Origin of the sequence: Phormidium tenue FACHB-1052 (assembly GCF_014696675.1) — a bacterium.
Lineage (GTDB): Bacteria > Cyanobacteriota > Cyanobacteriia > Phormidesmidales > Phormidesmidaceae > Nodosilinea > Nodosilinea tenuis_A.
Genome location: NZ_JACJQN010000002.1, coordinates 131,993 through 153,404 on the forward strand (window position 1 = coordinate 131,993; position 21,412 = coordinate 153,404).

Genomic DNA, 21,412 nt, shown 5'->3' on the forward strand with positions numbered 1-21,412 from the left:
TCCTACTCACCCATGGCCATGCCCACGGCGCGGCTGCGTTGTCGGCTGTTCAGAGGTGTCACTGTCGCCGGTTGGTGCCGCTGCAGATCCTGGCTAAGTTCCCGGTCGATGAACCGGAAATAGGCCACATCCTTAGACGTGAGATCAGACTTGATTTTGCCGTTGTCAATGCTGAGAATCTGACCCCGCTCACCCGCCTGAATTTTCAGGCTGTTGGGGGTCTCCTCAATCCGGTACTGACTGCCCCCTTGGAAGACTCGCTTGCCCTGCACGTTGGGACGGCTGCCGGTGACATCAAGCAGTTTGCGAGCGGTTTTCGCCAGGGTCAGGGCCGTGAGATCTCGGGTGATGCCCATGTCCCCGGCTGGTGCAAGGTTGCCCAACTGTCGTACCCGCATGGGGGGCTCTGGGGACAGACCATCAATCCCCTGAATCTGAATTTGCTGGCGGGCTTTCATGAAGTCAGCCTCTTGGGAGGCCACCATGTCGTTTTTGAGGATGTCCAACCCCCAGCGAGTTTTTCGAGCCGTCATTAATTCGATGCCTTCGCGGTCTGAGACGGTGACCATGCGGCCCTTAGAGCTGACCACGTAGTTCTCCGCCACGTAGAAGCCTCGACCAGGGCTATAGGCAGTACCGTACTTCTGAAGCAAATCCACCGCCGTAGAGGCGACCTGCCGACTGCGGATATTCGCCGCCAGGGCCACCACCCGTTCAGTCAACTGCTGGGACGAGCGCCGCATCACCCGTGTGGTCTGCTGCATCCATTTCTGGGTAGCTTTTTCAACCACCTGCTGATTCTGACGTTCCATCACGTCGAGGATGGAGACTACCCTGGGTGAAGCCATGGCCAGGGGCTGAGCTGCGACTCGGGTGGGCGCAGGCTGACTTGCAGATGGTTGCTGCTCAGGTTCCGTGGCTGCTTTGACGGAAGCCAAAGGGACATCAGGCACAGGCTTATCTGCCAGTCGGGACTCTTCACCTGCCCCAGGGGCCAAGGTCTCCTTTGTCTCAGGTTCTGTGGCGGCTTCTGCTGAGGACACAGGCGGCACAGTCTCACCCGCCAGCTTGGGATCGCCAGCGGATAATGCCTTCGGGGAAGACACCTCTGTCGGACTGGATTGGGGCATCTCTGGCGGCGGCTCCTCCTGAGAAACCTCCGGGAAAGCCGTTCCCGCCTGATTAACCAGATCCGGCTTTAGCCGGTTGGTCTCAACCGCCCCCTTGCTCATCCGATAAACCAGCTCATCTCCAGCCTTGATGTTGATTGTCCCTTTGGCCCCGGTAGTCGCCTCAGCGCCCGCCTGCGGAGTCGCATCTACTGCGGCCTGGAGCAGCTTCAGCGTATTGGCATTGAGCTTGTTGACGGGGTCTTTATCGACATAGCCTTCGCGGTAGACAATCTCGCGACCCATCTTGATCTCGATAGGCTCAGCAACAGCTTGGGGCAAATCTACAGCATCCCCAGGCTGAGCATCCTGTGCTTCAGTTTCCGAGTCTTGCTCCTTTTGTCGAGCCGCCTGGAGCCGCTCGCGCAACATCTGAATAAAGGCCTGTACAGCCTCGGCGGTTGATTGAGCCGTGGCCGCTGCCATTTCGCTAGAGGCCAGGGTGGTGTGAGCATAATCCTGCTCAATTTGTTTCGCTTCTCCGGGATTCACTACGGCTTGCATGGTTCCTCCTTTAAGGGGTCTAGGCTTTCTAAATCCATCAGGGGCATGATTTTGATCCGGTTAATCACCTCCAGCCCTTGGACCGAAAAGTAGGCAGTGTCGCCATCGATCAACCACTCCACCAGGGTTGGCATGTAGTCGATCTCCACATCGGCGCACTGGGCCTGAATCCGGCCATCCCGCCAGTGAAATATCGTCACATCGTCGTACAGCACCTCAATTTCGCGGGGCACGTAGTCAGCGCCCAAGGGCGGCTGATCTAACACCAATGCCAGATCAGCGGCGATATTGGGGTAGGCCAGTAGGGCGGTGACCGTATCCACAGGCAGCTTCGCTCGCAAGGTCTGCGCCAGCATGAGATCAGGGGATTGAATCGTTGCCGTCATCGGGTTTCTCCTAAAGCAAACTGCTGTATTTGTCGATTAGGCCAGCGGGGTCGGGATAGGCCGAGTTGACCGGGGCTTGGGGTTCGGGCAGCATCGCTTCCACCATCTGTCGTCGTTTTTCTAAATCGGCGGCAGTAGGCATCTGCTGGGGGCTGCGACGCACTAGGCGAGCATGGATCTTGGCCCACAGGGCTTCGCTGCCCTCACTGGCTTGCACATCGGCTTTGGGAATCTTGATCGCTTGCTGAATGGGAATCGCGGCTTCCCCTCGGGAGGTAAAGCCGGGATTGATCAAAATGCATTTACCCGGCGGCAGGCGCAGAAACTGGCTGGGTTCAAATAGCTTGCGGGTGCGCTCCTGGTCAGAGATGGTGGTGCTGGACTTACCGCCGCCCCGATTCCGCGATTTTTGCTTGTGCTGGATTTCTTCATCCCCCAGAAAGTCTGAGAACATGCGGGCCGCTTCGTATTCTTGGGGGTTGAAGACCGCTTTAGTGGCACAGGCTCCCAAGATGGCGCGGGCCAGCTCACGACCGTAGGTTTTCTCTAGCTGCACCAGGTTTTGAAAGCCGAGGATGACGGCTAGACCGTCCTCGCGGTTTTCGTTCAGCCACTGCACCAGGGTAGGCAGGTAAAGAGTGGGCAGCTCGTCAATGGCGACAATCAGCGGATCTTGCCGCCGCTGGGCCACATTGCGGGTGACCAGCATGTGCAACACCGTAGCGACCAGCGGCCCCACCACATCCCGCCGTTCCCGATCCATCCCTAGAATCAGCAGCTGCTTGCCGGTCAAATCGAGGGGGATAGACGTTTGACCACAGAAGGCCCCCAGTACCCCTTCTTTCATAAAGCGAGTAAAGGTTTCGCTGGCGCTGCCTACAATGCCGCTGGCGGTTTTCTCGGCATCCTTGACCCCAATCAACTGGTTGAAAGACACCCGAATCCAGCTGTTCATACCTTGAGCGGCAGCCACCCGGTTGCCCAGGTTGGTCAGCCCTAGCACCGCCTGGGCGGTCATGATGTCGGGGTACTGGGTGGATTTGGCCAGCATCAGCAGTGCCTCTGTCAGCTGGTCGCCAGCGGCGGCAAAAAAGCCGTCTTCGGTACTCTGGGTCATCAGCCGAAAGTTTTTGTTCAGCACCGTAGCGATTTGCCGCGCCATCTCGGCATCGGACTCGCTGCGAAGGAAGTCGATGGGGTTGCACACCTCGGATTCGGGAAAGCCGGGGGCCAGCACTCGCACGTCGTAGCCCAGCTTGGCGGCATAGGCGGCATGGCGAGCGCTTTGAGTGGGGTACTTGAAGTCGTACATTGCCACCGGTAGACCCTGGTCAAGGGCAGAGCGGATCAATGGGTCAATGATGCTAAAGGTTTTGCCGGAGCCTGGCCCACCACAAACGGCGATGCCCCGCTGAAGGTCGGGCAGGTATAGAGACCGAGCATCTTGCTTGCGGGTAGGTTTGCCGATGTAGAGGGAAACAGCGTTGCGTTTGCGCTCCTGAATCTGCCGTACCGCACGCTTGCGGGCGGCGGATTTCTCGGGGCTGCCACCAAAGCGGCTAGTGGCGAGCTTACCTTTCTTGCCTTGACTCATCAGGGAGAAGGCGGCAATCAGCACGGCACAACCCAGCAGGGTGAGCCCCTGGCGAGACTGGAGTGAGGTCACCAGCTGAGAGATGGATTGAGTAGAGGTGGAATCCACCTGACCCAGAATGGGTGTGTGTTCGGTGTGGTAACGCATCAGCGCAGCACCTCATAGCTGTTGGGGGGTAGCTCAATGCCCAGTTGCTCTAGCGCCCAGAGGTATTCCTCAGGAAACTGGCTGCGGGTGCCCTCAGGTGCCGCTGTCAGATACTCGGTCAACTGCTGCTGGTAGGCGTCGCGTCCGCCCTGTTCTTGCAGTACCTGGGTATAGCGCTGGAGAGCTAACTCGCGGGCCAAGTTCAGGGGGATGTAGTGGCTCAGCACCGGGTCATCTTCTGGCAGCAGCGATCGGCAGGCGGATTGGGCATCCAGGTAAATCAACACTTCTTGGTAGGTCTCGCCTTCACCGGCCCCAATTAGGAGGTAGCTACCGGAGGCGGTCTCCACCAGGCCCCAGAGTTTGGTGGCCTGGGTCTGAGGGGGCAGGCAGTCGTAGACCGCTTCTGGAATGGGGTCTGACGCCCGAGCCAGATTGAGGCCCACGACAGAAATTAGACCCACAAGCAGGAGACAGAGTCCTGCTAAACCAGCAAAGACAGTACGGTTAAGTCTCATCGCTACACTCCTTAACTGAGATAGTTCATGGGGTTCCGGGGCTGGCCGTTCTGGCGCACCTCAAAGTGCAAATGCGGCCCTGTTGACCAGCCGCTACTGTTGGCGCGACCGACCGGATCTCCCTGGGCGATGATGTCGCCCGCTTGCACAAAAAAGCCTTGTAGATGGGCGTAGTAGCTCTCTAAGCCATTGCTGTGATTGACGATGACGAGCCTGCCGTAGCCGCTGGTGAGGGAACCGCTGATGCCCGCAAAGGTGACCTGCCCGCCGTCAGCCGCTCGAATGAGGGTGCCGGTGGGAGTACCAAAATCGGTACCACTGTGAAGACGGCGATCGCCATGGATTGGGTGAGTGCGATAGCCAAAACTACTGGTGACGTCATAGCCCGGTGCCGGGTGAATGAACCGTCCAGTAGCGGTACCAGGAGATCCTGAACCTCTGGGCGCTTGGACTGGAGCCGGGGTGGGTCTAGTTTCCCCGGTCTGTGGGTCAATCCCTTTCGCCCTAGCGGCGTCGGCTGAATCAGTGCTCGAAAGACCTTCCTTGATTTGCCCCAAGAAGACCATGCCTTCTTCCTGCACCGGTAGCCAGGGAATGGGGCCGATGAAGTAGGGGGTGCAGCCCAAGTCCACAAACAGGTTGCGGACACACATGCGGAAATACAGCCCGGTTTCAGCGGTGCCGGAGGCCTCATCGGTCTCTAACACCGCCACTTTGAACGCATTGCCAAAAGGATGGCGACCGGTAGGTTCAACCCCGCCATTGGCGGCAGCCAAGGCCCCACGTCCGCCGCGCACCTGTTGGTATTTACCGGAAACCCACTGGGTGCCTTCCACCAGGGTGGGTTGCCCGATTTCCAGGTGAGCGCAGTCAGCCTCACAGGGCACATTGAACCCCTCCACATAGCTACCGCTGATGGTGTTGGTTCGATCGCCTTCCGCTGGGCCGAACACCACATCCACCTGTCCCACCACCACGCCCTGCTCCACGATGGGGTTGGGAAAATTGGCGAAGGGGACATCGGCTAGACCGGGCACCTGATCGATGACGGACTGTTGCCAGTCGCGGAAACTTTCTAATGGGGCCTCCATCAATCCTGGAATATCCGCCAGTCCGTACTGCTCCAGGTTGAGGTTTCCCAGGCTGAGCGATGCCAGGGCCTCGTCTTGGAGCACCTCGGCGATCGCGGTTTGCGGATCGACTTCTCCCTTAAGTAGATCCGCGATCGGGGCCACGGACTCCACCGGGCGATTGGCTAAATCCGGCACCGCCTGCACCAAGTCCTCCAGGGTTTGCCAGGCCACCAGGGCAAAATCCGCCAGCCGGAGGGCAGGCCAATCCAGCCCTACCAGAGCGGCAATCTCATATAGCGAGAACTGCTGGAGCTGAAAGCTCTCCTGAAAATCGCCCAGCTGCATGTACTGGTCAGCGGTTTGCCCGGCCTGCCAGACCCGCGATGGGTCGTAGCCCAGCAGACGGATCAGATCCGCTGGAGCCTCGAAGGAGCCAGACTCTAGCACCGCTGGCAGGGTGCGCAGGGTGATCTGCACCCAGTCAGGCTTGGTGCCTCGAATTTGATCCTGAATTACGGGCACAGGTGTTCCCGGTTGGAGGCTGGAGTGGGCTGGTGGCACCCGCCAGCCATGGAGCGCGATCGCCAAAATGAGAACAAAAATCCCGATCACAGGCCGCCATGGCCGCCTGCGCCTGAAAAGATATAAGGTCATGGCTTTCACCTGAATGAAGAACCTAGCGAGCGGTAGAGTTCAAAGGCGGGTCATCGCGGGCATTGGCCCCCCACTGCGCCAGTTGGGTGATCACCTCAGAAGAAACCCCTGCTTGCTCGGCGGCAGCAGGCACGGGTAAACTACCCTGGGACAGCCGCAGAAAGGTTTGCAGCCGATTCCACAAATCCTGGTTTTGAGCGATCAGTCCTCTGGATTCAGCTACCTGAAGCCCTCGGCGCACATCCCCTGGCCCCAGCAGTGGGTGAATGGGAGAAGCAGGGTTCACGACGACGGTGTGATAGTCGGGCTCGCCGGTACCGAAGGCGATGCGGAATTCGTAGAGGCGGCGATCTCCTCCAGTCGTCTCGGTGATTACCGTCAGCAGGGTGCCACTGGCCCTGGGCAAATTCTCAAAGGCTAATCCTTGAATCCGTCTCAGATGAATCACCGAGGGCTGACCCGAGACACAGCCTGAATCCGCTGCGGTAGGGCAGAGCGGTTGATCAAAATCGAGGGCCACTCGGGACGGATCATCGATCCACACCCGCACGATGCTTTCGTTCGTGGGAATAAAGCTCAGGTTGGTGCCATAGCCAGGCCAAAGGTGAATGACAGGAGCCTGACTGCCGGTTAACCCTTGGGCATGGCTGGCAGAAACGGAATAGGCTGACTGAGCTTGGGCGGGGTGGGAGGAGATACCCGCTAGAGAAAGCGCCCCAACCACAATCCAGGGAGTCCAAGGTGTTTTCATAGCGCCACCGTTTGATTCACGTACACTTCGACCTCAGTGCCGGTTGGCAAATACCAGACGACAGGGCGATTCAAGATTTCGTCTAGGGCCGCCTGATTCCGCGCTTCCATCTGCCCCGAGAGCTGCTCAAATGCGCCTTCAAGAATTCCGGCCAGAAGGTTGGGCTCTCCGGTGTCCTGGGTGATCGCGCTGCTTCCAACAGAGGTAATGACCGAGGAAGTCTTGGGCCGATTGACCAACCCCGCTGCCCGAGATAACCCAGCCATAGCCGCCATCGTGGCATCCATACGAGCGATGTCCATGCCTGGGTCGTCATACTTCTGGGCTATCAAGGGAGTGCCCTCCACCCCTCGCAGTTGAATGGCTCCAGCGGACAGCGGGATCTCTTGCCCGGCCTGAATGAATGAGACTACCGTCAGTTGCACCAGGCCACTGTCCGCCACCGAGGTCACCTGTGCCACCAACGACGTGTCTGCTGGTATTCCGATCTCTCCAGCGGCGGTCAGTAGGGGGGCGGTCAGCTGCACTACGAACTGAGGGCTGTCTGTCTCCGCCGCCCAGACCAACGGCGTTTTCAGTGCGGCTGGGGCCTGGGTGCCAGTCAGCAGCAGGGGCGCTGTCGGGGGCAATGCCACTGGCTGGCCTTGGAGAATGGCCGCTTCTTCGACATGGTTAATGTCACGGGATGGGGGTGGTGTGCTGACTTGAGCCACTGACGCGGGGACTGGCGTTGAAGCCGCCGTGACTAGCGGTGCAGAGGTTTCCTGCGGTAAGGGACTGCCCTGTCCGTAGCTCCCCAAATGGGACAGCGCTAGCCATCGTTCCGTTGGATCGACGGCGGATTGAGCCGCAGATTGGGACACCACAGGGCGAGCTGAAACAGCGGGGGAGACAGGAACTGGTCGAGGCGGTAGCGGTGCCGGGGTGGGTCGCGCCGCCACGGGTTGGGGCGGTCGTGACGGGGGTGGAGGAGCCGGAGAAAATTCAGGGGTTTCTCTGGCCGTTGGCGCTTCCGGTTGAGCCGCAGGCTCTTCATTGGCCAGGGCCTCCAGTTCGGCTTGCTGATGCCCCATTGCTAAATCGGTCAGCAGCTGTCCCCGGTCATCGGTGGCACTCAGCTCCTCTCCCTCGACCATAGGTTCTGGAAAATCGGCTTGCACCTCCTCAGCCGGTGGAGAGTCATTTTTCATCACCCCGCTGGTGAAGACCGCTAAAACCCCTATCACTAGACCCGTTCCAGCGGCGACAACACCCAGCTTGGTGAAGGGGTTAGCCGCCAGGGATAGCTTGGGCTTGCGAGTGGTTAAGGCCTGCCCGTCAATATCTTCAGCATCCAGTAGGGGTTCTGGCTCCAGAGTGGTAGCGGGTGCAACTGGATAATCAGCAGCCTGTTCTCCGGTAGCGGCAGGTTCTGGTAGGTGTAGTCCCACCAAGTCAGCCATCTCTTGGTCATCCCACAGGTTGTTAGGTGTCGTCATCACAAGTCCTCCCGTTCAAGTTCGCGGATGGCATAGATTTGCAGGCCGGTTTGGCGAATGCTGTAGATGGCCTGCTCCAACGGGGTATCACCATCGGGCACAGCTGGCGCGGTGACGGCCTCGACAAACACCTCCCGGTTAAAGGGAATGGCTTGGCCTAGGGCATTGGCGTCGTTAAAGACATAGAGATGGGCCACCACCGTCACCTTCCAGCGGCCCTCCCCAACCACCTCGGGGCTGCCAACGTGGTTGATCACCATCACCACCTGACTCGTGCCAGTGAAGACTCCCGGTGGCGTCAGTTCGGCTACCCGCTTCAAAAAGTCCTGGCGGAAGTCTTCGGAAAAGGCAAAGCTGGCCTGCCAACTGGCGGTGGCGATATTGCGCCGACCCCGTTCCACTTCAATCGGGAGGCCAGGGTCGGCCCTGGGCTGACTGGCCTCCTCTGCCGTGGTCGCAGGCAGACTGCCGCTCCAGTTGAACATCAGCACCAGAGTGTCATTGACGAAGCGCCGGACTGTTTCTGGGGTGCGCTCCCGAGAGCCCATAGTGCCGACTCGAATCGCCTGTCCGTCCTGCATTTGCACCAGGGTGGGGGCATCTTGGCGGCTGAGACGACTCAAGGCACCAGCCTGAAGAAACAAGACCACCAGCATTACCAGCTGCAACCCCACGCTGCCCAAGACGAACAGGGGCAGGTAGTTTGTATTGCGTTTCTCAATCAACTGCACCATGGAATATGTCCTTGTGAGTGAGGTCAGCGACGCACGCGATAGGCCCGACGTCGGCCCGAGTAGCCAGGGGCACGGGCGATGCCACCCATAGCACCTGTCCCGGCGATCACCCCAGCGGTACTGGTCAGGGCTCCAAAAACCGTCATGCCACCGCCCGAGGCCAGGGCCAGAGAGAGAATGGGAGCCAGCAGGCCGAGAAAGAATGGGGCAATCAGGGGATGGGAATCCCCGGCATTCAGCACCGCTAGGGAGACCAGACCCGAGAGGATGTTGAAGCTGAGTTTGGCGATCGCCAAGGAAAAGAACCCCGTCAGCCAGGCGAATAGCGGTTTAGCCCCCACCGGCAGTAATGAGCCGCCCACAGCAAGCGGCCCCAGGGTGGCGGTCAGCAACAACGAGGCCTCAATCAGCCACTGAAAGGCAATGTGCAGCGCCATCAACAGGCCTCGGGTCACGGTCTGAAAGCCCGAACCCATTAGCGCCCCGCCAAACCTCAGACCTGAATCGAGGGGATTATCCCCAGCCTGAGCCGCCTCCAACGCACGGGATAGGGCGTTAGGATTACCGGTTCTAGCGCGATAGTCTTCGATAAACTCGCGGGCTTCAATTGCTGCTAGCTCAATGCAATTCGCCCGCTCTTCGGGGTTTTGAAGTTCATAGCACTGGTTGCGACGCTGGATAATGGTCTGCTCCACCGACCCTTCCAAGACCGCCGCCTGATAGGCCTCTTGCAGCCGGATATCCGCAGCAGTGTAGGACAGGACATCTTGGTTGACCTGGTTGATGTAGTTGCGGATGTCCAGGGTAATGGCTGCCAGGCGATCGCCATTGTTAGACAGCAGCACAATCACCAGCAGCGGCCAGATGAAATCGGCGTAGGCGCGGCTGCTTTCCCCTTCCACCATCTGCCGCGTCCACTGGGTCATGAACAGGAGTAGGGTCGCGACAGCGAACAAGACCCCCACCCGAGCCAGGGCAAAGTAAAGGCCACCCTGAAGCACGCTCTCCCAGAGCTGGTTCCAGCTTTCAGCCACGGCTTCAGACGCGACAGCGCCGCCCTCAATGATGTCGGCAGTGTCGCGGGGTAACTGGGCAATGGGTGAAATGGGCCAATCCAGCAGCATGGGAATTCACATCCAAGTTGACGTCATGACTAACAGACGTCTAGAACAAGCGGGCCTGGGCGCTAATTTGCAGCGTGTCGAGGGCATTGCCCAGCTCTTGCAGGCGACGGGCACGGGCCTCTTGATCCAGGTTTTGAGACATGTTAGCCAGGTTGAGGTTGGTCAACTGAGCGTCTTGTCGAGATTGCAGCAGTTCTGACTGCACCGCCCCCAGAATTTCCGACTGACGCGCATTTTGCTGGGCCATTTGCTTGATTGCCGCCTGGGTGGACACAGCGGTCTGGGCCGAGTCGGCGTGCTGCTGCACCTGGCCGATGGTGTCTTCAATCCAGGTGATTTTGTCGCGGGTGGCGGCCTGCCCGGTCTGACCCAGCACCGCATCAACCTGGGCGCGGGTGAGCTGCCGGTCAACTTCATTGGCGGTTTCAAGGCCTGCATAGATACTGTCGGACTGGGCTAGATCGCCCTCCAGGATGGTCGCCAGTTCCGTCGAGATTTCAGAACGTACCCGATTGGGGTCAACCAGGCCCAGATCCCCCAGGGCGTTTTGGATTACGCCCTCTAGATCACCGGGCAATGGAGTGAGCAGGCCAGAGAGGGTTTGCTCGATGTAGGTTTTGCTGGTCTCAAAGGCCTGGCGGAAAATGCTGAAGATATCGGTGAAGGTGGTATCCACCTGCGAGGCAGCGGCAGGTTTCATAGGTGCCACCAACAGGGTGGTGGCCAAGATGGGAATGAGGGCAACGCGAAGACGCGGGTTCATGAATGACCTCCAGTGGGTAGGGAGTTGAAGGAAGACAAAGGAACTTCGGGATGGGGATTGCGCTCGGCAAACCAGCGCTCGGTGATCACCGAGAGGGGTTCCCCGGACTGAATCGAGAGCACCAGCAGTCGGGCGAATTCCGCCAGACCTGTGAAGGTATCGGGGGCATGGCGCAGCACCAAGTCTCGGGTCGTCTGCTCGTCGGGGTTATTGGCCACGGCGGCGAGCTGGGCGAAGGCGGGATAGTAGCGGCAGTAGGTGTAGAGACCGTTGTTATCAAGCAGCCACTGGCTGTAAATGCCCTCCCGTTTGGGAAAGAAGCTTTCGCTGGCGTTACGGCTGATGACGGCCTTGGGATATTTGAGAATGCGCTCAAAGCTATCTACCGCCATGGGCTGAATGCGGCCAATCAGCCGGGTGGTGAGGTTCTGGAAAATCTTGGCGCTAGCGGGCGATTTATGGACGGTATCGGGATCTTGAGCCGAGATAATCACCCGAATCCCTGCCTTGGCTCCGTTGGCGCAGAGTCGGCCAATCAGGGCTCCAATTTCGTCAAACTCAAACAGGATGGGGGCTTCATCAATAAAGAAGATGGAGGCCGGAGCTTCCAGGGCACGCCTAAGAGCAGCGGCATAGGCGGAAAGCGCCAGCACGGCAGCATCTTCTTCGTTAGATAGATTGCGCAGGGCAAACACCAGTAGCTGGGCATCGGTCGGAAAGCTGGAGGGGGCAGAAATCGCCCGCCCCACCCGGCTGGAGAGCCAGAACCTGAGCCGTAGATCGATCATGTCTAGAGCCTTCGCGATATTGCCGCCCACCTGGTTCAGATCCAGTTGTTCAGGCGTGCAGAAGTCGAGAAAGTCAGCCAGGGTGGGCATTTGTGCCCAGGCCGCTGAACCTAAGCGCCCCTCCATCGCCTCCAGGTAGCGTCGCTGAATGGGGGCGTCGGCAAAGAAGGCATTGAGCGCCAGCACCAAAATCGAGCGAATGGTCTGAGTCATCACCGAGCTATTGGCCCCTGAGCCCACAATCATGGTCAACAGGGCTGACTCTAGAAATGACTGAAAGTCGTCGAGGCGTTCTTTGCGCTCGTCACCGGGCAGATGGCGCAAGTCGGGCAGCTCGAACAGGTTGTTGGATTCGCGGGAGATGTCGAAGTAGGCCCCGCCCACCAGCTGGGTATAGTCGGTGAAGGTGGAGGAGCCATCGGGCTTGGGAAAATCAAGCGCCACCACCGGGAAGCGGTGGGCCAGCGCCTGGGTGAGGATGCCGGAGACCAGGACAGACTTCCCCGCTCGGGTGGTGGCAAACAGGCCCAGGTTCTGGTGCTGGTTGAACAAATCCAGGTGAATGGGTTGGCCCCCTTCCTCAGCAATCAGCTCAAAGCCACTCCTATCGCAGGGCTGGGTTATCACCAATGGCATCAGCCCTGGTGCTTCGCCGGTCAGGTAAAGCTGTCGCCGTCCGAAGGGGGTCGCCATCAGCGCTTCCCACACAATCGGCAGCGTCTGAAGCCATACTTTCCAAGCGTAGTCCTGCTCGCGTTCTACCCAGGCCGGGCGGCGAAAGCAGCTCTGGATATAGCGGCAGGCTTCATCCAGCTGCTCTAGATCCGGTCGATGCACCAGAAATACAACGGCAGTGTGGATCGGTAGGGCACCCTCGAAGAGTTCTTCCTGGGCCTCAATCGAGCGCTTCATCTTTAGCTCAGCGGCCACATCTACCGAGTGACTGTCTTCAGCTAACGTAGCCGTCAGGTTTGACTGCTTCAGCATCCGCTGCACGGTGGTTTTTACCAGGGTTTCGTTGGCCCGAGTCAGCTGGCAGAAGATTTCGGTGTCGGCCACGGTCTCGCGGGAGAGGATCTCCCACAGGTAGCGCAACTGGGCTGATTCGCTGGCCCAGCCTCCTGGTTTTTCGAGGAACGTCAGCGGGGCCGCATACTGGCCTTTGACCTTGACCCAGGTTTTCCCAGCGGTGGGCACCCCGGCCCGAGTCAGCAGCGTGGTGCTGTGAATGTCGGAGTTGACCTGCTCGTGTAGGCCATCAGAATCCAGGATGATCAGCTGGGGAATGTCGATGGGGTCACTGGCGTTAAAGCGGTTCCAGAGCAGGCTCCACAGATCCCCTTCACCCAAGGGTTTGACTGAGAGACCCATCTTGGTTGAAAGCACCTGCTCCCAGAGCAGAAAGCCATCGGTAAAGGCCTTGGTGATCACCGTTTGTAATCGCTGATTTTTGGCCTGGCGCAGCTCACCCGTGAACGACTTCCACAGGTTTTCGCCCCTGCTGATCACCTTCTCGATGATGTCCTGGGCTCCTTCAGAGCCCGTTTGGACGGTGTAGGTGACGTACAGCCGCAGAAACTTGGGTTTGCGCAGGCCCTGCTGGGTGAGTTGTTGGACTCGAGCGCGTTCAGCGGTGAGCAGGAACTTGAGAGCCTGGTTAGGGGCAATTTGGGTGAGTTGGGCTAGAGCATGTTGGCGATCGCAGTCCGCCGAAAATGACCCCAGGTGAATCGTTAGCCGCTCACCGTTGGGTAAATCCTTCAGCCCTGATTCCAGCTGGTCAAAGACGATCTCTACCTGCTCATCGGTCAGGGTGTTGTGAATGCCCCGGCAGTCGAAGCCAAACACAAAGCAGAGGTGTTCACGGTTCTTGCCCTTCGTGAGGACGTAGGCTCCTACTTGTCGCCCCCGCAGCTCAATGCGTAGCATAGCGGCGAGGTTTAGGGCATCTTCAAAGGGCGTCAACGTGCTAACGAACTGGCTGCCGAGCTTGAGTCGATGTTTGCCGATGGTCTGTTTCATCGTGGGTAAACCTCAGATATCGGGCATAGCCGCGACTCCAGGTGGGAGTCGGCACAAATTTTGCGGTGAACTTCCAGCTCTGCCCTCCGGTGAGAATCCACCAGGTAGACATGCCCCAGGCGGCAATGAATCCAATCGAAATCCAGCTGAGGCTGAACCCTCGGCCCAGCAGGTAGGACACCCCCGTGATGCAAAACCAGGGAATGATCTGGTCGGCTGGAATGGGGCCTAACCGGGGTTGCGCCCCCAGAATGGTGTTAACGGGACGAAATTTAGATGCCATAAGCCGCTACTGGTGCTGAAAGAACGGTGTAGAGCTGCACCCTCGATCTGAATAGCCGTATAGCGACAACTAGCCGGTGATCAGTGTCGTCAACACATCGCCAGCAGTAACGGCAATGATGATAATTAACGGTGTGCGGGCAATAGTTTGCCAATCCTCGTCATTGCGAGCACTGTTGATTACTCGCACTAGAGAGATGCCGACGTAGAGCAAAAACAGGCCCCGCAGTACGTTGAAGACCAGGGGAATGGCGTCGCCCGCAGCGGTACCAAAGTTGGTAGTCATCCAGGTCTCAGCTCCGCCAAAGAACTGGGCCTGGGCGGGATAGGCCAGTAGGGTGATTAGCCAGAGCAGCCCTAGACCTAGGTGTCGCCAAGCCTTTCGCCTAAAGCCCTGGGCCTTAGATGCCCGTATGGATAGGGAACGGGAGGGTACTATGTCCTGCCTCCAGGCAAGGCCTGTAAACCCTGCCACGGCTAGCACCGTGAGTAAGGTGGGGCCGTGGAAGAGGACATCTAGCGTAAGGCCCAGGAACGCTACGACCAATAGCGACGGGGTTGGAAGAGGCCTCATCCGACCTACCAGTCGTTCCATCAACGGAAAAACGTAGAGAGTTTTCATGGCTCAAATGAATTGAGTCTGACTGATGATTGAAGTCTCCTGAAATCAGTCAGATGACATGACTCGCGTGCTCACCAATGAGTGAAGTATTCAACTCGAATTGCGTAAAGATTTGATCAATATAGCAATATTTTTCAGCGGTGGGGAAATGAGAAACTAAATTGTGGATTCAGGCTCAGACAGCTCAAAGCTATGTCTAAAGCCTATACAAGACAGCTAATATCGGGTCTGATTCTGTAATCTTGCGTGATGTTAATCAAGCTATTGAGCAATCTATGTAGACTTTTAAAAATGGAGATTCTTTTTATACTGAAGTCATGAATTGCCACTATCAATCGAAAATTTACTGTCAATTATAAATACGATTAGCTGCACGCAAGAACTCTATGGTTGCAATCGAAATTGATCTATAAAAAAACTTCCAAAAGCGACGTTTTGCCATGTTCATCGGTTCCCTTTTGTCGCAGATATTTTCAGTCCAATAGTCAAGCTTCAACCGACAGAATGACATGACAACTTATTTGCAGACACAAAAACGAGTGTATTGACGTCAATACGTCTTGATGTCTCTAGAATCACAAGCTTAAAGGCGGCAGGGGTTTGGGTAAGGCGAGCCTTGTAGAGGTGATCAGGAGCTGGGCATTACACAAGGAGTGAAACACAGCTATGAAGACGGTGAGTTGTTTGTCGCTCTCTGGAGGGCAGGGGAAAACGTCGGTTTCGCTGCTGCTGGGGCGGCTCCTGGCAAACCAGGGTCAGAAGGTGCTGATGGTGGATGCCGATCCGCAGGCGAATCTCACCTTTTATCTAGGCCATGACGTTCAGGCAAATGAACCCACCCTGCTGGAGGTGCTGAAGGGCCAGGTGGAAACAGCCGATGGCATCTATCCGCTGGCGACAGCGAATCTGTTTTTGATTCCAGCCGATGAGGGGCTGCACAAGGCCCAGGAATACTTGGCCACCATCGGGATGGGAGCCTTGGCTTTGCACCATGCCCTGGAGGCCGTGAAGGAGTTGTTTGACGTTTGCATTATCGACTCGCCACCCCAGCGCACCCAGATTTGCCTGTCGGTGATGGGTGCCTCTAACTGGGTGCTAATTCCAGCGGAGGCCTCCACCAAGGGGGTAAATTCACTACTGCGCAGCCTAGAACTGCTGGAGGAAATGGGGCGCATACGGGCATTTAGGGGCCAGGTGCTGGGGGTGCTGCCGTTTCGAGATAAGTGGTTTGGTCGGTCTCAGGCAACCGATAGCCGAGAGGCGATCGCCGCGATGCAGCAGGTGGCGGGCTCAATCCCGGTGCTGCCGTCAATTGTGGAGAGTGAGCGCTACAAGCAGGCGATTCGGCAAGGACAGCGGCTGTCGGAGATTGGGTACGCGGATCTAGAATTCCCTTTACGTAGGGTGATTGAGGCGTTAGAGCAGGGGCAAGGAAATGGCTGAGGATGCGCTGGAACGGTTGATGCAGCGGCAGCGCCCGAGTGTACCGCCCCGTGCCGATGGGTTGGGGGCAGAGTTACCTGTGAAGTCTCCTCAACAGGTGGCAGTGGAGGGCAATGGGTCGGGATATAGTGACTTTAGCGAGTCTACGGGTGTTGACGTCAGTATGTCTGTTAGCCAAGGTGATGAGGCGGAGTTACCGCAGCTGGTGCGGACGACGACCCGGTTGGAAGAAGAGATTGATAAGGCCCTGCGCCACCTCTGTATGGATGAGAAGATCACCAAGGAGGTGTGGTTTGAGGCGGCGTACCTTTACCTGGCGGAGCATCCGAAGGCGATGCAGGCGGTGAATGGAGTGGCGAAGGAGCGCTACCAGCGGCGGAAGCGAGCAGCGGATTTGAGGAAGCTGGAGACGATGCAGAAGCGATTGAGGGGATAATTGTGAAAAGGCGAGAAGTCGTAAAACTTACTCCAGAAGGAATTTCTCGCCAGGTGCAAGCCTCTGCCAAGCCTTAAGCGATCCATTTATTAAGATGCCATTTTGAAAAGAATGAACTGCTGACATCTCTACGTTTCCTGTCCATTCATATCTATTTGTAAGAAGACGCTCACCAAGAATTGTCCAAATTAGTACTAGCTGATGCTCTTCTAAAAAGCTAGCTAGCTTCTCTTTAGAAATTAGTAATGCACTTGGCCCTGCTTCCTCAACTGAAGGATCAAATGCAGTAAGCTCATCGCTCGAATCTACATATCGGAAATTGCCCGCAGACCATCGCAATCCCATATTTTCTATCAGCCATGCAGATGGCATTAGAGCAGAAATAGTTTCATCAATTGAACAATCATGTGTACTGCTCTCACAGAGATAGTTAACAGTTGTTACGATGACTGGCGCAGGTAAGCGCTCTCTCTGCCTTCCCCAGATATTTTCCTGGCTCCTAAACTGAGTGGAAGCAGTTGCCCAAGGAAACTCTCCGACATAGACTTCATCCATTTGAACTGATTCAGGCATCCACCTTCCCATAAAGTTTTGTTCTTTAAGCCATTCCAATAATTCTTCAGAATCGGCTTGACGGGCAATGTAGCTTCTAACCTGAAACCACATATTACGCCTTATTCCTTCATAGCGCTCTTCCTCAACTGGTCCTTGTTCCTTCCAATTGTAATATCCTTCAAGGGCTAGCCAATTCCTGCCGCTTGCCGGATGTATAACTTCTAGAAGTTGAAACGGATCGAGAAAATCCTCTTTTTGAACGAGCCAACTGGTTTTATCTTCTGGAGTTGCTTCCGAAAACTCATATTGGATTGGCTTCCACCAAGTAAATGAGCTGTTAAAACGATCTTCATTAGGTGTTTTTCTTAAGAGCATTGAAGGATCAATGTCCCGAACAGAAATTTGCCAAGAACCATTATATTTAGCCTCAAAATCGTCAACCTCATCTCCAAGAAACTCGAAGTTATCGGCAACATACGCAAGGAACTCATGATATGCAATCCATTGATACTTCTTGCCAATTCTTTCAGTTTTATTGGCGTGGCGCCCATAGCCATTCCGATTGAGATGCCGGTCAAACCAATCAAACTTCTCCTCTGTCCAACCTAATTCAAATACTCGCTGAAAAATCCATCGTTGAGCTATTGCTAGATCAAAATTAAGCTTATTGCCCTGCGGATCTAGCTTATGAGGTAGAATATAGTCTTTGAAGCATTGCTGCTTCTTCTTGCCTAGTGTTCTCAGAAATCTATTTTCTCCCCTAACAGAAAACTCATCCCATTGCTCTATAGAAAGTGCCTGACCTAAGATTTCTATTTGTTTGGCTTCATCTTGCCGCTTCAATTGTTGAATGTTGTATTGAATCGTTTCATACTCTCCCCAAGCATGTCTTTGGCGCTCAGTTAGCGAATTAACAAACTCTTCAGTTTTTTGTTTTCTAATTACTAAAATTTCAGCCTTCTTTCTCTCACTTAATCGACAGGAAGACCAGGGGAAAAACCCGTAATTAGTACCAATGATGTATCTAGCAAAATCCCCAAATCCCATAACTGATGATTTTATAGCAGTAAGTCCCCCACCAGCAAAATCTCTGCCGCTAGTAGATAACTTCCCACTGGCTTTAAGTTCTTCTTCTGAAGGAATATTAGCCAGCCATTCAGATTGATATGGTGGACGTGCTTTTTCAATATCTATATCTGGTGGCAAAGCTCCTCGATGATTGGCTGTTTCAATCACACCAAGCGCATAATCGCGAAGCAGAATGTGAACAGGAGGCTCACCTTTAGCAAATATCCATGTGTATACTCTACTCGCTAGTTCTCCAATAGCCTCAGAGTTATCACTCATCATGGAGACACTATAAGCAACTGCACAAAGCCGTTCTGCCACATAGAGATCATTGACTTCACCAAACTTTTCAAGCAAGTTGAGTAGAATCTGTGGCCTTGGATATAGTGTTGAAACCAATGCTTTTGTCGCACGATCGCGTACATAACGGTGAGAAGTCGTCAAAAACCAAGTCAGTGCGATCGTACAAAGCTCAATTGACTCGTCCAAGATATGGGATTTTTCTGCATTCCAAGCCCATTCCAGAAGACGATCAATTGCTTCTTCCTGATCGTAGTTTTGAGCCAGATAGATGGACCAAACTTGATCGCGATCGGGCATATCTAGTCTCACCAAATGTTGATGTAGAAACTTTGCATTGAAGGGGTGATCTGGTTCAGCTGCGATAGTAAGCATTAAGTCATAAACTTCTTCAACGCGATCCCCTTCGATGTAAACCTCATTAAGGTAATCCTTGGTTGCTTCTGTTATCTTTGTCGGTTCTCGCCAGATGAGGCTCTGAAGGAAAGCACGTTGCACAAGATCCCAGGATTTTATGGAAGGTATCAGTTCCACTAATTCTAATCCTGTTCGCTCTGGAATTTGTACACTCAATGCTTCAATCCAGCCACTATTACTCCACGCCTGAGATGCATCAGTTACTAAATTACCCAGTGATTGTGTTGGAGTGAAAGAAGTCGCAGGATTGCTTGTATTCAAATGAGTATCGAGCAGATGTCGGACAATCAAATGGTCACTGAACCGTTCATAGGGAAACTTGACAATATCAATCTGTTGAATATCGTTACCCTCGGATCTGGCAGGCCGGTACACCAAATCTTCGTTCAGTAAGCCCTCACTCAAAAGATTGGCAAACAGAGACTGTTGATAGCTGCTTCCAGGAAGAAGATTATTCACAAGGGTACTGGCATCTGCTCGCTCAACCCAGGGCTGACCTGTTTCTGCCATACGTCGAGCAATCAGATTGACAGCTTGCTGAGCCAAGTTTGCTGAGGGGTCATAGTCAAGCCGACGCCATAGAGTGTCATGAACCGCATCAATGAAGAAGTTGAAAATTGCTGTAACGCCTTTGAGTCCTTTAGGAACACGAGTGAGCTTTCGTTTTGCTAACCCCTGGCAGAAGATTTTCAGGAATAGAGGATTGGAAAACTCCGGTACTAATAGGGGAATGTTGGGGCGTTCAATCCCATAGTGGTTGAAGAAGGTTGCTGTAGCGATGTATTCATGGTCTGCAAACCCTCGATGATTGACCTGCGTCATTGATTCAGGAACCAGACCTTCAGGAATAACAATTCGCTCATACGAGGTTCGGCAGCTAACCGCTAGTCCAATCCGTGGATAGTTTTCTAAGATCCTGATTATTCCTGGCAGTTCATTGCACCAGAGATGTTTTCCGTCTCCTTCGTTGAGTGCATCAATCAAGATCAGGGCTCGTTTTCCACGGACTTGAGCGGCTGTTTCTAAAGCGGTGAGAAACTCATCACGATCGCGAAAGGGCAGCTGCAATCGCTGCAAAATCTGAGTCCAAGGTTCGCTCTGGTTAAAATGCTGGCCTAGCAAGATGATGGTGGGGAGTTCCTGCTCCAGACGGCGTTTGGCCACATCACAGAAGAGATGCGTTTTGCCTGTACCCGCTTCCCCCAATACTAAAAGCGCCTTTTTGTTAGCCGTTTCAGCACTTGCGCTAATGACAAGCTCAGCGATTTCTCGTACAGCATCTAAAAGCTGAGAAACATTGTGGCGTACACCTCCAATGATTTCTTTGTCAGGCCGGGAAGTTGGTTCAGTCTGCTGAACTGCTTGTGAAGTATCAGTTTTTGAGGAAGATTCTGCATCCCAGGTTGTAGTGTAGAAGTTGTGTTCTTCAGTCTGTGCATGTGCAGCAAGTTCGGCAATGTGTTGGAAATCGATCTCTAAGAGACTATCCCTTTCAATCTGCTGCAAGGCAGTAATCAGGGCAGCAATTGGCTGCTGCAACGCTTCGAGGCTTTGAGCGATAGCTGGAAATCTTTGATGTAAGGTGTTATTGAGTTTTGCTTTGTTACTTCTGCGATATAGCTGACCGTATAGGCTTTGAATACGATCAAAGAAGGCATCGGTTTTACCCAGTCCCTCAAAAACCCATGCTTCGGGTAGGGCAACATGAATCTCTGGTGTGTAACGTGCCCCAGCATTCGCCTTCACTTCCTCAAAGTTCCGCTGCATCCACCGAAGGGTGATTTCGGGCTTGTGAGACTGAACTTCTTGTACATTAATTGTTTGATGGATATCGCCCGTCGTGAGGTTCCCCTCGACTTTGACATTTTCGAAAACACGCTGTTGTGGATTTTGGGGGTCTGGGCGATTGCTCATGGCTTGAGTTCAATAGAAGCACGAAAAAGGAGGAGGGTAGCCGAACCTTTGTGGCAAATTATACCTGGCCCGAAAAAGGCCAGTGAGGTGATAATTCAATCCGCTCATAGAATGAAAGATAGCGCCCCTCTGAACGGACGGTCGTAGAGGCTGTATCTAAAGCTCACCCATAAGGAGAAGTTTATGGAACCCTTTTCTGTGTTGGCTGGTGTCGTGACTACCATCGTTTTGCCCAAGGTGCTGGAGAAAGCTAGCGAAAAAATTGGTGAGAAGATTGGTGAGGCGGCCATTGAGAAAAGTGGCGAGACTGTTCAGTTGGTTCGCAAAACGGTACAGAACAAACTCCAATCGGCGGGAACATCTGGTCTGCTGAAGCGGGCTGAGGAAAAGCCTACGGAACAGAATATCCAGGTGCTGGAGGGAGAACTGGTCAGCCAGATGGAAGAAGATCAGAGGTTTGCGGCTCAGTTGCAAGAGCTGATTCAGCAAATCCAGGCTCAATCCCCGTCTATTCAAGTTGTGTTGGATACGGTGCGAATCAAGGGCAGTGCAGAAATCGGCAATATTGAGCAAGTAAGCAGTCACGGATCCGCAGAGCAGGTGGTTGGTCGTAACCTAGGCGTTGAGGGAGACCTTAAAATGGGAGACATAACTCAGAAAAGTTGAGGCT

The 21,412-nt window shown here is 55.0% G+C and carries 17 protein-coding genes; 3 read left to right on the top strand and 14 right to left on the bottom strand.

From position 1 onward, the window contains the following. Positions 1-2: 2 nt before the first annotated feature. The 13 genes from H6G07_RS04440 to H6G07_RS04500 all read right to left on the bottom strand — a co-directional run bounded on the left by H6G07_RS04440 (position 3) and on the right by H6G07_RS04500 (position 14,534). Positions 3-1,673: a hypothetical protein gene (locus H6G07_RS04440; RefSeq protein WP_073607371.1), complete on the bottom strand. Its 1,671-nt coding sequence runs from the start codon at positions 1,671-1,673 to the stop codon at positions 3-5. Next, positions 1,661-2,059: a hypothetical protein gene (locus H6G07_RS04445; RefSeq protein WP_073607370.1), complete on the bottom strand. Its 399-nt coding sequence runs from the start codon at positions 2,057-2,059 to the stop codon at positions 1,661-1,663. The genes H6G07_RS04440 and H6G07_RS04445 overlap by 13 nt, the downstream gene beginning before the upstream one ends. 10 nt (positions 2,060-2,069) lie before the next feature. After that, positions 2,070-3,800, bottom strand: a complete 1,731-nt coding sequence (locus H6G07_RS04450; protein WP_073607369.1) for a type IV secretory system conjugative DNA transfer family protein — start codon at positions 3,798-3,800, stop codon at positions 2,070-2,072. Beyond that, positions 3,800-4,318 (bottom strand): hypothetical protein, encoded by a 519-nt coding sequence (locus H6G07_RS04455; RefSeq protein ID WP_139296936.1) that lies wholly within the window; start codon positions 4,316-4,318, stop codon positions 3,800-3,802. The genes H6G07_RS04450 and H6G07_RS04455 overlap by 1 nt, the downstream gene beginning before the upstream one ends. An 11-nt stretch (positions 4,319-4,329) precedes the next feature. Further along, the gene (locus tag H6G07_RS26810) at positions 4,330-5,913 is read right to left on the bottom strand and encodes a peptidoglycan DD-metalloendopeptidase family protein (protein WP_190740682.1); all 1,584 of its coding nucleotides are present in this window, start codon (positions 5,911-5,913) and stop codon (positions 4,330-4,332) included. Positions 5,914-6,067: 154 nt separating this feature from the next. After that, positions 6,068-6,796, bottom strand: a complete 729-nt coding sequence (locus H6G07_RS04465; RefSeq protein ID WP_073607366.1) for a hypothetical protein — start codon at positions 6,794-6,796, stop codon at positions 6,068-6,070. Further along, entirely contained in the window at positions 6,793-8,274 is a 1,482-nt protein-coding gene (locus H6G07_RS04470; RefSeq protein ID WP_073607365.1) for a TrbI/VirB10 family protein, read from the bottom strand. Before H6G07_RS04470 ends, H6G07_RS04465 begins: the two co-directional genes overlap by 4 nt. Continuing rightward, the gene (locus H6G07_RS04475; RefSeq protein WP_073607364.1) at positions 8,274-9,008 is read right to left on the bottom strand and encodes a hypothetical protein; all 735 of its coding nucleotides are present in this window, start codon (positions 9,006-9,008) and stop codon (positions 8,274-8,276) included. Before H6G07_RS04475 ends, H6G07_RS04470 begins: the two co-directional genes overlap by 1 nt. A gap of 23 nt (positions 9,009-9,031) precedes the next feature. After that, a complete protein-coding gene (locus tag H6G07_RS04480) occupies positions 9,032-10,132 on the bottom strand; it encodes a hypothetical protein (protein WP_073607363.1) in 1,101 nt (366 codons plus the stop codon). A gap of 40 nt (positions 10,133-10,172) precedes the next feature. Beyond that, the gene (locus H6G07_RS04485; protein WP_073607362.1) at positions 10,173-10,895 is read right to left on the bottom strand and encodes a hypothetical protein; all 723 of its coding nucleotides are present in this window, start codon (positions 10,893-10,895) and stop codon (positions 10,173-10,175) included. Then, the gene (locus tag H6G07_RS04490) at positions 10,892-13,705 is read right to left on the bottom strand and encodes a putative type IV secretion/conjugal transfer ATPase (RefSeq protein WP_199311911.1); all 2,814 of its coding nucleotides are present in this window, start codon (positions 13,703-13,705) and stop codon (positions 10,892-10,894) included. The genes H6G07_RS04485 and H6G07_RS04490 overlap by 4 nt, the downstream gene beginning before the upstream one ends. Then, positions 13,653-13,988: a hypothetical protein gene (locus H6G07_RS04495; RefSeq protein WP_073607360.1), complete on the bottom strand. Its 336-nt coding sequence runs from the start codon at positions 13,986-13,988 to the stop codon at positions 13,653-13,655. Before H6G07_RS04495 ends, H6G07_RS04490 begins: the two co-directional genes overlap by 53 nt. Positions 13,989-14,057: 69 nt before the next feature. Next, entirely contained in the window at positions 14,058-14,534 is a 477-nt protein-coding gene (locus H6G07_RS04500; protein WP_190740683.1) for a hypothetical protein, read from the bottom strand. Positions 14,535-15,275: 741 nt separating this feature from the next. On the opposite strand from H6G07_RS04500, the gene H6G07_RS04505 reads away from it, so the two are divergent. Both H6G07_RS04505 and H6G07_RS04510 read left to right on the top strand, forming a co-directional pair. After that, positions 15,276-16,052, top strand: coding sequence for a ParA family protein (locus tag H6G07_RS04505; RefSeq protein ID WP_073607358.1), 777 nt, complete (start codon positions 15,276-15,278; stop codon positions 16,050-16,052). After that, positions 16,045-16,488: a carboxysome distribution maintenance protein McdB gene (locus H6G07_RS04510; RefSeq protein ID WP_073607357.1), complete on the top strand. Its 444-nt coding sequence runs from the start codon at positions 16,045-16,047 to the stop codon at positions 16,486-16,488. Before H6G07_RS04505 ends, H6G07_RS04510 begins: the two co-directional genes overlap by 8 nt. Positions 16,489-16,515: 27 nt before the next feature. On the opposite strand, the gene avs2 is transcribed toward H6G07_RS04510, so the two are convergent. Next, the gene (gene avs2, locus H6G07_RS04515) at positions 16,516-20,742 is read right to left on the bottom strand and encodes an AVAST type 2 anti-phage system protein Avs2 (protein ID WP_073607356.1); all 4,227 of its coding nucleotides are present in this window, start codon (positions 20,740-20,742) and stop codon (positions 16,516-16,518) included. 183 nt (positions 20,743-20,925) lie between these two features. Here avs2 and H6G07_RS04520 point away from each other — a divergent pair, with 183 nt between their 5' ends. Next, complete coding sequence (locus H6G07_RS04520) at positions 20,926-21,408, top strand: Fis family transcriptional regulator (protein WP_073607355.1); 483 nt, start codon at positions 20,926-20,928, stop codon at positions 21,406-21,408. Positions 21,409-21,412: the final 4 nt, after the last annotated feature.